This is a genomic window from Roseobacter fucihabitans (genome assembly GCF_014337925.2).
Classification (GTDB): domain Bacteria; phylum Pseudomonadota; class Alphaproteobacteria; order Rhodobacterales; family Rhodobacteraceae; genus Roseobacter; species Roseobacter fucihabitans.
Genome location: NZ_CP143423.1, coordinates 3,263,090 through 3,277,621, shown reverse-complemented (window position 1 = coordinate 3,277,621; position 14,532 = coordinate 3,263,090). Strand labels below are relative to the sequence as shown.

9 protein-coding genes, 5 pseudogenes and 1 other annotated feature are annotated in these 14,532 nt (G+C 56.9%); of the genes and pseudogenes, 9 read left to right on the top strand and 5 right to left on the bottom strand.

Features of this window, described 5'->3' with window-relative positions; all coding sequences use genetic code 11:
* Nucleotides 1-12 precede the first annotated feature (12 nt).
* Entirely contained in the window at nt 13-516 is a 504-nt protein-coding gene (locus ROLI_RS16090; RefSeq protein ID WP_187432276.1) for an SH3 domain-containing protein, read from the bottom strand.
* 118 nt (nt 517-634) lie between these two features.
* Here ROLI_RS16090 and ROLI_RS16085 point away from each other — a divergent pair, with 118 nt between their 5' ends.
* From ROLI_RS16085 to ROLI_RS16065, 5 genes and pseudogenes are all read left to right on the top strand, one after another.
* Nucleotides 635-1,621, top strand: coding sequence for a D-glycerate dehydrogenase (locus tag ROLI_RS16085; protein ID WP_187432275.1), 987 nt, complete (start codon nt 635-637; stop codon nt 1,619-1,621).
* 28 nt (nt 1,622-1,649) lie between these two features.
* Nucleotides 1,650-3,428, top strand: coding sequence for a gamma-glutamyltransferase (gene ggt, locus ROLI_RS16080; protein ID WP_187432274.1), 1,779 nt, complete (start codon nt 1,650-1,652; stop codon nt 3,426-3,428).
* 28 nt (nt 3,429-3,456) lie between these two features.
* Complete coding sequence (locus ROLI_RS16075; RefSeq protein ID WP_187432273.1) at nt 3,457-4,854, top strand: FAD-binding oxidoreductase; 1,398 nt, start codon at nt 3,457-3,459, stop codon at nt 4,852-4,854.
* A 410-nt stretch (nt 4,855-5,264) separates the two neighbouring features.
* Nucleotides 5,265-6,026, top strand: a pseudogene (locus ROLI_RS16070) (IS3 family transposase); the annotation flags it as partial.
* 236 nt (nt 6,027-6,262) lie between these two features.
* Nucleotides 6,263-6,460, top strand: a pseudogene (locus ROLI_RS16065) (hypothetical protein); the annotation flags it as partial.
* Nucleotides 6,461-6,518: 58 nt separating this feature from the next.
* Here the strand turns inward: ROLI_RS16065 and ROLI_RS16060 are convergent.
* The 3 pseudogenes from ROLI_RS16060 to ROLI_RS16050 all read right to left on the bottom strand — a co-directional run.
* Nucleotides 6,519-6,665 (bottom strand): annotated as a pseudogene (locus ROLI_RS16060) (transposase); the annotation flags it as partial.
* A gap of 80 nt (nt 6,666-6,745) precedes the next feature.
* Nucleotides 6,746-8,050: pseudogene (locus tag ROLI_RS16055) on the bottom strand (IS3 family transposase).
* Nucleotides 7,614-7,725: a sequence feature (AL1L pseudoknot), on the bottom strand. It overlaps the preceding pseudogene by 112 nt.
* A gap of 53 nt (nt 8,051-8,103) precedes the next feature.
* Nucleotides 8,104-8,727, bottom strand: a pseudogene (locus ROLI_RS16050) (IS1595 family transposase); the annotation flags it as partial.
* Between the two features lie 23 nt (nt 8,728-8,750).
* Between ROLI_RS16050 and ROLI_RS16045 the strand changes: the two are divergent.
* The 3 genes from ROLI_RS16045 (at nt 8,751) to tuf (ending at nt 12,270) form a co-directional block, all read left to right on the top strand.
* A protein-coding gene (locus ROLI_RS16045) for an IS3 family transposase (protein ID WP_338469156.1) occupies nt 8,751-9,880 on the top strand; the annotation gives its coding sequence in 2 pieces (ribosomal slippage) (nt 8,751-8,997 and nt 8,997-9,880; 1,131 coding nt in all).
* Between the two features lie 470 nt (nt 9,881-10,350).
* Nucleotides 10,351-10,983, top strand: coding sequence for a hypothetical protein (locus ROLI_RS16040; protein WP_338469196.1), 633 nt, complete (start codon nt 10,351-10,353; stop codon nt 10,981-10,983).
* A gap of 111 nt (nt 10,984-11,094) precedes the next feature.
* Nucleotides 11,095-12,270, top strand: a complete 1,176-nt coding sequence (gene tuf, locus ROLI_RS16035; protein ID WP_187429016.1) for an elongation factor Tu — start codon at nt 11,095-11,097, stop codon at nt 12,268-12,270.
* 334 nt (nt 12,271-12,604) lie between these two features.
* On the opposite strand, the gene ROLI_RS16030 is transcribed toward tuf, so the two are convergent.
* A complete protein-coding gene (locus tag ROLI_RS16030; RefSeq protein WP_187429017.1) occupies nt 12,605-13,204 on the bottom strand; it encodes a thymidine kinase in 600 nt (199 codons plus the stop codon).
* A gap of 855 nt (nt 13,205-14,059) precedes the next feature.
* On the opposite strand from ROLI_RS16030, the gene ROLI_RS16025 reads away from it, so the two are divergent.
* Nucleotides 14,060-14,524: a hypothetical protein gene (locus tag ROLI_RS16025; RefSeq protein ID WP_187429018.1), complete on the top strand. Its 465-nt coding sequence runs from the start codon at nt 14,060-14,062 to the stop codon at nt 14,522-14,524.
* Nucleotides 14,525-14,532 lie beyond the last annotated feature (8 nt).

Here is a 14,532-nt window from a genome sequence, read left to right as displayed (position 1 = left end):
CAGACACCCGTCCTAGTCGCGGATTTCATCCGGTGCCACGCCCCACAGGCGCGACTTCGGAGCCCAGCCGCGATAGCCACCGGATCTGAGCTGGCACCATTCCGGGCCGCAGGTGCCAAGACGGGCAATCACGCCCTGTTCAAGGGCGGCGGCGACCGGGGCCTCTGGCTCGGGACGGGTGCGGATCTGCAACATATCCTGTTCCACAATGACCGTGCGCACGCCCGAAAGCAGGGAGTAATGGATCCAGCCCCCTTGGCCCTCGCGGTCCTCAACACGCCGCCAGTGACCGTGTTCGGCGGTGATCTGCAACGGCATGTCGCGGTGTTTGAACACCCAATCGATGCGATGCGTCAGCGAAGGACCGCGCCGCACGTTGCCCTCAGAGGCCTTCATCGAGACATAGCGCGGCAGCGGCAGGTTCGTGACAGGCCCGTTATCGCGCGCAACAGCCGTGGAGGCGACCCCGGTGATCACGAGGGCCACGGTCAGCGCCGCAAGGAATCTTCTGATCATGTCACTGCCTGCTATGCGTGTTTTGCTCAATTGAGGGCGCGAGGTTCTTGTGCCGCGTCGCCTTGTGGGTCACCATGTCATGAAACCAATACGCGCGCCAAGTCCGGGGAGACGGAAAATGCCAAAGCCAAAGCTCAGTGTTGTCGTAACGCGACGGTTACCCGAAGCCGTCGAGACACGGCTGTCTGAACTGTTCGATGTAAAACTGCGCGATGATGACACGCCGATGAGCCGGGCGCATCTGGTCACTGCGATGAAATCGGCGGATGTTCTGGTGCCCACGGTGACGGATGAAATTGATTCCACCCTGATCGCTCAGGCGGGGGATCGTTTGAAACTGATCGCAAATTACGGCGCGGGTGTGGATCACATCGATATCGCCACCGCCCGCCAGCGCGGTATTCTGGTCTCCAACACGCCCGGTGTTCTGACCGATGATACCGCCGATATGACGCTGGCGCTTTTGCTGGCGGTGCTGCGGCGCATTCCGGAGGGTTTGAGCGCGATGCAGTCGGGTGCATGGGAAGGTTGGGCACCCACGGCATTTCTGGGCGGGCGCATCGGCGGGCGGCGGCTCGGGATTCTCGGCATGGGGCGCATCGGCCAGGCGGTGGCACGTCGCGCGTCGGCCTTTGGCATGCAGGTGCATTATCACAATCGGCGCCGGTTGCGCCCGGAAGTCGAAGAACAGCTTGAAGCGACCTATTGGGAGAGCCTGGACCAGATGGTGGCACGGATGGATGTGGTATCGATCAATTGCCCGGCAACGCCCTCGACCTTCCATCTGATGAACGCGCGCCGTCTGAAACTGATGAAGCCCGAGGCGGTGGTCGTGAACACGTCGCGCGGTGAGGTGATCGACGAAAACGCGCTCACGCGGATGTTGCGCTCTGGCGAAATCGCCGGTGCGGGTCTGGACGTCTATGAGCGTGGCACCCGCGTGAACCCGCGCCTGCGCGAGTTGGAAAACGTTGTGCTGCTGCCGCATATGGGTTCGGCCACGCGCGAAGGTCGGATCGAGATGGGCGAGAAAGTCATCATTAATATCAAAACCTTCGATGACGGGCATCGCCCGCCCGATCAGGTTGTCCCATCCATGCTTTAACCCCCCCCCCTTTCAGATTGGAGAGATCATGCGACTTTTCTTGACAGGACTGGCCCTTTTGGCGGCAACGACGGCCACCGCCCAACAGGCCGCAGATGCGGTGCAGCCCGAAGCGGCCACGCAGGGCGCGTTTCAGGCGATCTCGCCTCAGGTGGCCACAGCACTGGAGGCGAAATTCGCAGGCACCCCGGTTGAGGCGCGAAACTGGATGGTGGCAGCGGCTAATCCCTGGGCGGTGAAGGCCGGAGCGGATGTATTGGCCAAAGGCGGATCGGCCGCGGATGCGCTGGTGGCGGTGCAGGCCATGCTGGGGCTGGTGGAGCCGCAATCCTCCGGGCTCGGGGGGGGTGCGTTTCTGGTCTATTATGATGCGGCAAGCGGTGCGTTGACCACGCTGGATGGGCGCGAAACCGCGCCATTGGCCGCAACACCGCGCCTGTTTCAGGACGCAGACGGTGAACCCTTGGGGTTTTTTGATGCCGTTGTTGGTGGGCTATCCGTTGGCACACCCGGCACGCCTGCGTTGATGGAGGATGCGCATGAGCGGTGGGGTAAATTGGAGTGGTGGGAACTGCTGGCCCCCGCAATCGAGCTTGCCGAGGCAGGTTTTGAGGTGTCCCCGCGCCTTGCGGGCCTGATCGAAGGGGACGCAGAACGGCTGGGGCGCTTTGCCAGCACAGCGGATTACTTCATTCCTGGCGGTACACCTCTGGTCGCTGGGGATTTGCTGGTCAACACCGCTTATGGTGAGACGCTGCGCGCCATGGCAGAGGGCGGATCGCGGGCCTTTTACACCGGAGAGATTGCCGCTGATATTGTGACAACCGTGCAGGGTGTGGAGGGCAATCCCGGTGTGCTGTCTCCGCTCGATCTGAGCATTTATGCGGTGAAGGAACGCGCGCCGGTCTGTGTGAGTTACCGCGCGCATGATGTCTGCGGGATGGGGCCGCCCTCTTCGGGCGCGCTGACGGTGGGGCAAATCCTCGGCATGCTGGAGGGGTATGACCTCAGCGCGGGTCCGATGGATGTCGAGGTGCGCCGGTTGATCGGGGATGCCTCACGTTTGGCCTTCGCGGATCGCGGACGCTACATGGCGGACAGCGATTTCGTGCCGGTCCCAACCCAAGGCTTGCTGGACCCCGCCTATCTGGCCGAGCGTGCGGCCCTTTTGGCCGGGGAGGGCGCATTGCCAGAGGTGGCCCCTGGCACACCGGCTTTCGATCATGCGCTGAACTGGGCGGATGATCAATCCATTGAACTGCCCTCCACCTCGCATTTCGTGATCGTGGACGAGCAGGGCAACGTGGCCTCCATGACCACAACCATCGAAAATGGCTTCGGCAGTCGCCTGATGGTGCGGGGCTTTTTGCTCAACAATGAGCTTACCGATTTCTCCTTCCGCAGCCATGTGGACGGGGTCCCCATCGCCAATCGGGTGGAACCGGGCAAGCGTCCACGTTCCTCTATGGCACCCACGATCGTGATGAAGGACGGTGCCCCCGTTTTGGCTATCGGCAGCCCGGGTGGCAGCCGCATCATTGGCTATGTCGCCCAAGGCATTATCGCGCATCTGGATTGGGGCATGGACGTGCAGCAGGCCGTTGCTGTGCCGCATGCGGTCAACCGATTTGGCAAATATGACGTGGAAGAAGGGACCTCCTCCGAAGGCCTTACCGAGGCTTTGACGGGTCTGGGTTTTGAGGTGGAAAGCCGCGCCTTGACCTCCGGATTGCATGCGATATCCATCGGCGAAACGCTCAAGGGCGGGGCTGATCCGCGCCGCGAAGGCATCGCGCTTGGCCAATAGGCCGGGACCGCGTCAGGGGAGAGAGCAGATGGTGCAACACGCGAGTTTGCCGCGTAACGAAACGGGTATTGAGACCGCGCTTGGGGTGCTGAAACAGCAGTTCGGGGAACGGTTCCAGACTGGTCAATCGATCCGCGAGCAGCACGGCCACACCACCACCTGGATCGAAAACCAACCCCCTGACGGCGTGGTTTTTGTGGCCAGCGCGCAGGAGGTTTCCGATGTGGTTCAGGTCTGCGCTGCACATGAGGTGCCGGTGATTGCCTATGGCACGGGAACCTCGCTGGAGGGCCATGTCAACGCGCCTGCGGGTGGGATTTGCGTTGACCTCAGCCAGATGGATAGGGTCGTCGAGGTCAATGCGGGCGATCTGGATTGCCGGGTGCAGCCGGGTGTCACGCGCAAGGCGCTGAATACGCATCTGCGCGATCAGGGGCTGTTTTTCCCGATTGATCCGGGGGCGGATGCATCATTGGGCGGGATGGCGGCGACGCGGGCTTCCGGGACCAATGCGGTGCGTTATGGCACGATGAAAGACAACGTGCTGGCGGTTGAGGTGGTCATGGCGGACGGTCGCATCATCCGCACCGGAACGCGCGCGCGCAAGTCTTCGGCGGGGTATGATTTGACGCGGTTGCTTGTGGGCTCGGAGGGGACACTCGGGATCATCACCGAGATCACGCTGAAGCTGCAAGGCATTCCAGAGGCGATCAGTTCGGCAAGCTGTTCCTTTCCCACGGTAGACGCGGCCTGCCAGACGGTGATGGCAGTGATCCAATACGGGCTGCCGGTCGCGCGGATCGAGTTGCTGGACGCCACGACGGTTTCGGCGGTCAATGCCTATTCCAAGCTGGATTTACCCGAAACGCCGCTGTTGTTATTGGAATTTCACGGGACAGAAGCAGGGGTTGTGGAGCAGGCAGAGATTTTTGGTGCATTGGCCGAAGATCACGGCGGACAAGGCTACGTCGTCACGACAACGACCGAAGAACGTAACAGGCTCTGGCAGGCGCGCCATGACGCCTATTGGGCGATGCTGCACTATCGCCCGGGTGCGAAGGCAATTGCCACGGATGTGTGTGTGCCAATTTCGCGGCTGGCGGAATGTGTGGTGGCCTCTCAGGAAAAGGCGCATGCCTTGGGCTTGGTCGCGCCTATCGTTGGGCACGCAGGAGACGGCAATTTCCATGTCTCACTGCTGGTTGATATGGAAGATGGTGACGAGCTGGACAAGGCATCTGGTTTCGTGAGCTGGCTGAACAGCGTTGCCATTGCCATGGATGGCACCTGCACGGGCGAACATGGCATCGGTCAGGGCAAGCGCAAGTACTTGCAAGAAGAGTTGGGTGGCGCGACTGGTGTGATGTCGGCGATTAAATCCGCGCTTGACCCGAAAAACATCATGAACCCCGGCAAAATCCTCTGAAGATGCAAGCGGTGCAAAGGTGGCCTAAAGCCCACCTTACGGCATGCCACAGGTCCGTCGAGATGCGCGTAGGGTGGTAACCGCTGTTTAGACTCCATCTTCCGATGCGGCGTTTATTCTGCGAGTCCGTTGTCCATGGAGGCTATGAAGGAATTTCTCGTTGAGGCGCGGCGCAGACCTGAGGGCCAGAGACATTGGCCGGATGAGGTGAGGGTGCGGATAATGGCTGAGACATTGGTTGATGGTACGACTATGAACGGGGTTGCGCGTAGATAGGGGGGCCCAATCATGTATCCGAATGGCGTCGCATGGCGCGGGAAGGCAAGCTGGTCCTGCTAAACCTGGAAGGCGCAGTTTGCGAAGTGGCCACGTGTCAGATCGGAGGTTGCGCGGCAATGTCGCGAGAGGGTCTAAAGCGCGAGCTGGCCCGGGTGACCGAGGAGCGGACAATCTTAAAAAAGGCGACCGCGTACTTCGCGCGCGAGTCTCAGTGAAATACGCGTTTATTCACTGCCCGGCAGGGTATTGTGCAGCAATATCCCGAGAGGGGAGGCCCATCGTGCAGAGTTTTCTGTACGGTCGATGTGTCGCGTGCTGGCTGTGCATTTCAGTGGGTTCTATGCATGGCTTAAGGAACCGTTAAGCCAACGTGCGCTTGAAGATGCACGGCAAACCGATCTGATCCAACAAGCATGGACGGATAGCGGCAAAGTATATGGATACCGCAAGCTGCAGGATGATCTACTTGATCAAGGTGAGATCTGTTCTGAGAACCATGTTGCGCGGTTGGCCAGTCTCGCGGGCATCACGGCGCAAATCGGCTACAAACGGTGACCTGGTCGTTATGGCGGCAAACCTGCGGTCGTTGCTGACAACACGTTGGATCGGCAATTTGAAGTCGATGCACCCAACCGAGTTTGGGTCACCGATATCACCGATATCAGAACACATGAGGGTTGGTCGTACCTGTGCGTTGTCATTGACTTGTTCTCACGACGTGTAGTCGGATGGTCCCCTCTCGGCAGATTGCTTTGCAATCGCCTGCCGGGCAATGGATGCAATCGCGTATGACAACCGATCTCGCCCTACAAGCGCTCTTGGCCGCGGTTTGGCGACGCAAGCCAAAGCAAAAGGTCATGATCCATTCCGACAGTCATAGAATGGACACCAGTTCTCGGGTGGTTTGACTCTAACACCGATCGACCATTCGTTGGGTTGGTACCGCTTGGCCTCTTGGTGTGATCTGACCCTCACTCCGATCGACCTGACTTGTGTCTTTCCCTGGACCTGTCGATCATCCGGGAACGCTTTGCGGTGAGGCTTCGTCTCGAAGATATCGCGTGACCAAAGAAGGGCCTGACCACTTGGTCTCATGACTGTCCTGTCCGTGCATTCTTTCTGGTGAAGTATGTCGAAAGCCGCCGCAAAGGATGATCCCATGGGCAAAACTAAGCAAACCATCCCAGTCGTTGGCGGGGTTGATACGCATAAAGATCTTCATGTTGCGGCAGTTGTCGATGATAATGATCAAGTGCTGGGCACGCAGAACTTTGCGACGACGCGGCAGGGTTACAAGTTGATGCTGGCGTGGATGCGGTCATTCGGGAACCTGCAGCGCATTGGGGTGGAATGCACCGGCAGTTGCGGCGCAGGACTTTTAAGATATTGTAACGGAACTCAAACTCTGCCGCATAGCGGTGCAGATGTTTCTTATCGCAGTGCTGATAGACGCCCTTCATACCGCGCTTGAAGATACTGAAATAACCCTCAATCGTGTTGGTATGGACGACGCCACGGCCATACTCGCCCTTGCTGTGGGCGGTGAAGTCGTGCTTTGCGATGCCAGTAATTGTGAACCGCCCCCTGTTTACCGGAGGCTGATTTATCTTAGTTACGCTGCCATGTCTGATCTTTCCATAGCGGCATAGAAGTTTGCCTCTGCTTCAGCTGGTGGGATATTCCCGATAGGCTCCAGCAGGCGGCGATTGTTGAACCAATCGACCCATTCCAGGGTGGCGTACTCAACGGCCTCAGAGCTGCGCCATGGGCCACGCCTGTGGATGACTTCAGTTTTGAACAAACCGTTGATCGTTTCGGCCAAAGCATTATCATAGGAATCCCCAACACTGCCGACAGACGGGGCGACCTTCGCCTTTGCCAGTCGTTCGGTGTACTTGATTGATGGGTATGCGACCCACGGTCCGAGTGATGCACCACTTGATCCTGCGCTGGCCTGCGTTGATGAATGGCCTGTTCCAAAGAATCCATTGCCCGGCAGGGTATTGCGCAGCAATATCCCGAGAGGGGAGAACGAAGCCTGCATTGGCTGTGCGGCTTGCGCGCCAGCCAACGATGCGCCGCGGAAAAACATCAATGACGAATGCCACATAGACGAACCCTTGCCATGTCGCGACATACGTAAAGTCGCTGACCCACAGTACGTTGGGTGCAGGTGCGTGGAATTGGCGGTTCACCCGGTCCAACGGACAAGGTAACGCCTTATCCTGCAAAGTCGTTTTGGGCTTCTTGCCACGAACGACGCCTTCGATACCGATGTCCTTCATCAGGCGGGCGACTGTGCAACGTGCAATCTCAAAGCCTTCTCTGCGCATCTGATGCCAGATCTTCCGCACGCCGTAGACTTTGAGATTTTGCTCAGAGACCCGTTCGATCTCGGGCTTGAGTTGCTCATCACGCTTGGCACGATCCGAAAGCCGCGAAGCATCAACCTGCTTGGCGAGGTTGTCATAAAACGTCGCTGGGGCAATCGGCAGAACCCTGCAAATCGGCTCGACCCCATGATCATCGCGGTGATCTTCTATGAAGCGGATCATTTCTTGAACGGGCGGTCGAGCTCCGTCCCACTGCGCGGCAGTCGCCGCTTGCGGCGATGAGAGCGGGGGGCAAAATACGCGGAGGCCTTGCGAAGGATCTCACTGGCTTGTTTCAGCTCGCGGTTCTCGCGTTCAAGGGCCTTCATCTTCCCGGCCATCTCGGTTGTGATGCCGCCACGCTGGCCAGTATCAATCTCAACCTTCTTGACCCATTCGTTCAGTGTTTGCGGCGCACAGCCGATCTTCGAAGAAATTGACACAATCGCAGCCCAACGGCTCTCATGCTGTCCTTCGCCATTTAAAACCATCCGTACCGCACGTTCACGGACTTCTGGCGTATACTTGTTTGTTGTCTTGTTCATGATGCTCCATCCTACTCACGAGTTGGAGCCTCCGGCAAACAAGGGCCGGTTCAGTATTTCTTGGCCTCATCAGTGTAGACCTTGGCTTCTTTAGCAATATTGGTTTGCAGGATCGGGATCAGCGTTGCCTTAGTCACATCCTTGACCACGAAAGGCTTAGACTGGCCTGTGGTGCGGTCTACCAGAGACAGCATGGCATTCTTATGAGCGTAACCGCGTGTACGCTCTTTCTTTTTGTGCTTTTGACCGATGAAAGTTTCGTCAACTACTACCACACCACCGCCAGAGCCGAACATCGGGCCACCATCGGAGCGCATTGCTTCACGGATGCGGTGAGACATAAACCATGCGGTTTTGAGTGTTACGCCAAGGGTGCGGTGCAATTGATCGCTGCTAATGCCTTTTTTGCTGGCGCACATCAGGTAAATGGCTTGCATCCACAGACACATTGAAACGTTGCTGGCCTCGAAGATGGTGCCGACCTTCACAGTGAATGGCTTGCGGCACTTGTAACATTTGTAGGCACCAACGCGGGTGGACTTGCCGCCCATCTTGCTCACACGCTCACGCTCTGCGCACTTGGGGCAAGTTGCACCATGTGGCCAAATGCGCGCCTCAACATATGCGTAGGCGGCTTTGGTCTTGCCACGTTTTAGTTCCGGTCTCTTTCGAGCAATGTTTGCTATGAAGGAGATAGAGAATGGCACCGAGATACACAGACGAGTTTCGTCTTGATGCAGTACGCATCGCAACGACCAGTGGGCTGACACGACCGCAAGCGGCAGCGGATTTAGGAGTTGGGCTTTCGACGTTGAACAAGTGGGTTCAAAAGCATCAGCATGACAACCTGATGTCGGGTCCTCACGAGGATGTCGAGAAAGAGAACGAACGCCTTCGCAAGGAAGTTCGGTTGCTTCGCGAGGAGAGGGAAGTGTTAAAAAAAGCGGCAATCTTCTTTGCAGGCCAAAGTCGGTGAGGTTCGCCTTTATCGACGCCTGGAAAGAAGAATGGCCTGTCGAATTTCTTTGCCGCGTCATGCAGGTTACGTCGCGAGGATTTCGCGCGTGGCGAAGCCGCCCGATGAGCCAGCGACAGCGCGACGATATGGTGATCCTGGCGCATATCCGCGAACAGCACCGCTTAAGCCTGCAAAGCTATGGCGGGCCTCGCATGACCGAAGAACTGCAAGAACTGGGTCTGCAAGTTGGGCACCGGCGCGTGGGCCGCTTAATGCGGGAGAATAGCATCAAAATCATCAGGACCCAGAAATACAAGGTTACGACCGACAGCAATCATGCGTTTAACATCGCCCCTAACTTGCTGGGCCAGGACTTCTTTGCAGATGGTCCAAACCAAAAGTGGGCCGATGACATTTCCTACATCTGGACCAGTGAGGGCTGGTTGTATCTGGCAGTGATCCTTGATTTGTATTCCCGTCGTGTCATCGGTTGGGCGGTTAGCAATCGTATGAAGCGGGATCTGGCGATCCGAGCATTGGATATGGCTGTGGCACTGCGGCAACCGCCGAAGGGCTGCATGCATCATACGGATCGCGGGTCGCAATATTGTTCAGGCGACTATCAGAAACGGCTGTCTAAACACGGCTTCCAAGTTTCGATGAGCGGTAAGGGAAACTGCTACGACAATTCCATGGTTGAAACGTTCTTCAAATCACTCAAGGCAGAGCTGATTTGGCGCAACCGCTGGGAAACCAGGCGTAAAGCCGAAGGGGCGATTTTCCAGTATATCAATGGGTTCTACAATCCACGACGGCGGCACTCGTCATTAGGTGGCAAAAGCCCCTTGGCCTTCGAACGAAAGGCTGCCTAAATGAGTTGAGAGACCGGAACGCAACCGCGACAAGACCACGTCATCACATTTCAATTCTGACGTTTGACCATAAGCTCGCCAGAGTTTTTTCTGGTTTGTCTGCTCGCGTGCACGATTATCGAGGTCGAAAGGGATGAAAAACTCGACCTTGTGCCAAAAGCTCAAAATATCAAGAAGCCGTTGGTTTGATTGGGTCATTTGAACTTTTTGCCCTTGAAACAAGTTCATAGAGAAACCCATGAATTGGTCAGAGTGTCAATTAGAGAGCACAACGATTGCAAATATCTTGACGGGTGAACTAAGGCCACTGGGATCGAAATGTCTGGAGAGCTTGACCCGATCCTTTGTGATTGGAGGCGGGAGGGGGGGCGAATGCAAGAAAGTCCCTTTTCCAGCGGCTCTCAGAGGTGTCGATTGCGCGCTGCTTACGCTTGGGCTAGGCAGGAGCAACAAAAATAAACAGGTGCGTTATGATCAGGCTATTCTTGGTTCTTACAGGTTTCATCGGACTTGTGGCGTGTTCAGGGGCAAGCGATCTGAATGAACCTCCCGTACCGCTGGGAGATTTCAGTCTGGGCCATAACATCGTGGTTGCACCAAAAGTCGCCACGACGGCGACGGTCAGCCGTGAAGTGTCCAAGGAAGAATTAACCGACGCTCTGACACTTGCCATCGCGGAACGGTTTGAGCGGTATAAGGGATCAAGGACCTACCATTTTGGCGTCAGCGTCGAGGGGTACATTCTGGCAAAACCCGGTGTGCCCGTCGTGTTGGCCCCGAAATCAGCCATGATTATTCGGGTCACCGTCTGGGATGATGCGCTGGGTAAAAAGATGAATGCAGAACCCGAGCAATTAACGGTTCTGGAAACCCTGGATGGTGATAGCATCATTGGATCCGGCTGGACGCAGACCAAGGAAACGCAACTGCGCAACCTGTCGCGTAATGCGGCGCAATCGATTGAAAATTATCTGATCAAACAGAGCGCCGAGCAAGGTTGGTTCAGCGATCAGAACAGCCTGGGCGAGGCAACTTTGGCTCCTGATGCGCGCGATGGCGCGACCGTTGCTGCGCCGGTACGCAATGCCGATGATCTGGAATGAAACTCAGACGCATGTCGTGCTTGATTTTCCTTGTCGATCACAATACATCGCCCGCCATGTGAATGACGGGGTCGATCCTGACCCCTTGCAAGGAAAAGGGTGCCTCTCACCATGGCAAAGGCAAAGTTTGAACGTACTAAACCGCACGTAAACATTGGCACGATTGGTCACGTTGACCACGGCAAGACGACGTTGACGGCTGCGATCACGAAGTATTTTGGCGATTTTCAGGCCTATGACCAGATTGATGGCGCGCCTGAAGAGAAAGCGCGTGGGATCACGATCTCTACGGCGCACGTCGAATATGAGACCGAAGCGCGCCACTATGCGCATGTCGATTGCCCCGGCCACGCGGATTACGTCAAGAACATGATCACCGGTGCGGCGCAGATGGACGGCGCGATCCTGGTGGTAAACGCGGCTGATGGCCCGATGCCGCAAACGCGCGAGCACATCCTGCTTGGCCGTCAGGTCGGCATTCCTTCGATGGTTGTCTACATGAACAAGGTCGATCAGGTGGATGACGAAGAGTTGCTGGAACTGGTCGAGATGGAAATCCGCGAGCTTCTGAGCAAATACGAATACCCTGGCGATGATATTCCGGTGATCCCCGGCTCCGCGCTGGCGGCGATGAACGGTGAAAACCCAGAGATTGGCGAAGAATCCATTCGCAAGCTGATGGCGGCCGTGGATGAGTTCATCCCGACGCCTGAGCGGGCGATTGACCAGCCGTTTTTGATGCCTGTGGAAGACGTGTTCTCGATCTCCGGTCGCGGTACGGTTGTGACCGGTCGTGTTGAGCGTGGCGTGATCAATGTGGGCGATGAGATTGAAATCGTTGGCATTCGTGACACCAAGAAGACTACCTGCACGGGCGTTGAAATGTTCCGCAAGCTGCTGGATCGTGGTGAAGCGGGCGACAACATCGGCGCATTGCTGCGCGGTATCGACCGTGAAGGCGTTGAGCGTGGCCAGGTGCTGTGCAAGCCCGGTTCCGTGAAACCACACACCAAGTTCGAGGCCGAAGCCTATATCCTGACCAAGGATGAGGGGGGCCGTCACACGCCGTTTTTCGCGAATTACCGCCCGCAGTTTTACTTCCGTACGACGGATGTGACGGGCACGGTTCAGTTGGCTGAAGGCACCGAAATGGTGATGCCGGGCGACAACGTGAGCTTTGGCGTCGAGCTGATCGCACCGATCGCGATGGAGCAGGGCCTGCGTTTCGCGATCCGCGAAGGTGGCCGCACCGTCGGCGCGGGTGTGGTAAGCAAAATTACTGAGTGAGCGCGAGCCTGCACGCGGCACGCGTGTCACAGGCAATGTCCGCAACCCCCTCTGGGGTGACCGGATCAGAGTGAACACATCGGATGAAGGTCAAAGGGCCGCAGCGAGAAACTGCGGCCCTTTGGCATTGTGATGATGTATTGGGTTGCGAACACGACAGGCAATATTTGGAAGTCCATCATTGACATCAGCGTGCAGTCTTTGTCCCATCTTTTGAAGTAGAAGTCATGAATTATGGGCTGCGGGCACCCCACTCCCAAGGAAATCATGCCGATGCGCTTTACGGATAAAGTCTCTCTTGTGGGCTAGCGCGGCGATCCCGGCAGAAACAAAATCAGGTGATTGATGAGGAGCGACTCTGTGCGATGGCCTGAGCCCAATGCTTGCGGCAGAGCGGTGTGTAACTGTCATTGCCGCCGATCTGCACTTGCGGGCCCTCTGAAACGGCGTTGCCATTTGCATCGCGGCGGAGCACCATGGTCGCCTTTTTTCCGCAGTGGCACAGCGTTCGCATTTCACGCAACTCGTCAGCCAGTGAGAAGAGGGCGTTGGAGCCTTCGAACAGGTTACCGAGAAAATCAGTCCGCAGACCCCAAACCATCACAGGTAAATTCAGCGTATCAACGGCTCTGGCGAGGTCTTCGACGTTGCGACGCGACAGGAACTGCCCTTCATCCACCAGAACGCAACCCATGCCTGCTTGAGCCGCCGGAACAAGATGATCGCTATAGAGATCCTTGTCGGGCGAAAAAATCTCTGCATCGCGCGAAATGCCCAGCCGGGAGGTGATTTTTCCTTTGCCGTGACGATCATCGATGGCCGACGTCAGAAGCAGCGTCTGCATGCCACGTTCTTCGTAATTGAACGCTGTTTGGATGAGGTTGAGGCTTTTGCCTGCCCCCATCGTCGACCAAATCCAGTACAGTTTTGCCATAGGTTTATCCGTTTGTTAGCCGGCATCTTCTGCTTAAAAGCGAATCGTTTTGAACGCCATGGCACTCTCTTTTTTTATGACGAAAAATGAGTAGCGCGACCATAAACAAGCAAGGATAGACGGCCCGAGAAACAGAGTAGAACCCGTAGTATGTGTGCCATTAAGGGATGTGGACTCCGGCTGCGCATCATCAAAACATGCGGTGAATGGCGATGGTTCAACGTCCCGATAGAGATCGACGGTCCGGCGCTACGTGACCGACAAGCGGTTGATCGTCAGGTGCATGGCTGATGCCGGTGATGAAGCTGCACCATGCACGAAACAGCCAGGACGGATAGAAAGCGCGTGGGCATGCAACAGATGGAGACCGCGTGCAAGATCCGTGGCCCCGCCAAGGGTACCGATTAATGCGTTCGATGTGTACGGTCGAGGCCCGGCTGTGAGAGTTGGAGCATAAGAGCGACTGGCTCCCGTAGAGCGGCGTCTGTTTGACGCATTTTAACTGGTCTCAAAGCCCACCACCAAGAGCGAGCAAGATGTCATCATTCAAAATGGAGAAATGGAGCTTCTCCAACGCAATCGGATACGACTGGGGCCGCCACAAATCCTTGCAGGCGTTAGTAAGAGCCAGCGCGCGACTGTCGGCATTTTGGCCAACCCACCGTTCCCAAGTCAGCAGAGCGCAAACCGGCTCCCAACCGAAATCCGGTGCAGGGGACACCGGTTACTGATTAAACCCCGAAGGCCGGGAACACTTTTATAAATGACATTTCCCTCACATCCGATTAATGGAAAACTTCAGATGGAATTCCCCTTTGCACAGAGTAATTACAATTTAAGTCGGATGAGGATGATATGGCAGCGATCGGCAGGTACCTTAAAAAACATACGGAATCGCTGGTAAAGGACGTCGGCATCGAGCAGGCCTGCCAGATTACCGGCAAGTCAAAGGCGACGCTGGGGCGTTACTACTCGGATCACGATGAACATTCCGACCGCTATATGCCGATTGAAACGGTCGCGCTGCTGGAGCAGGCCGCGAATTACCCCCACGTCACAGGCGCACTTGCCGAACTGTCCGGCTCGTCGTTGCAATATGATGAACGGCGCCCGAACGAAGAGCGGCCCGGTGGGGTAAACGCCGATGTCATTGCGCTGAGCCAGCGTTTTGCCATGCTGATGGGGGAATATCAGCAATCCATGGAAGACGGTAAGATCACGGTGAACGAAGCAAAGCGCCTGTTGCGCGAAACCGGCCTGTTGCAGCAGGTTCTCATCGACATGAAACTGCATCTAGAAAACGATCACGGCACGGCATGATCCGGCCC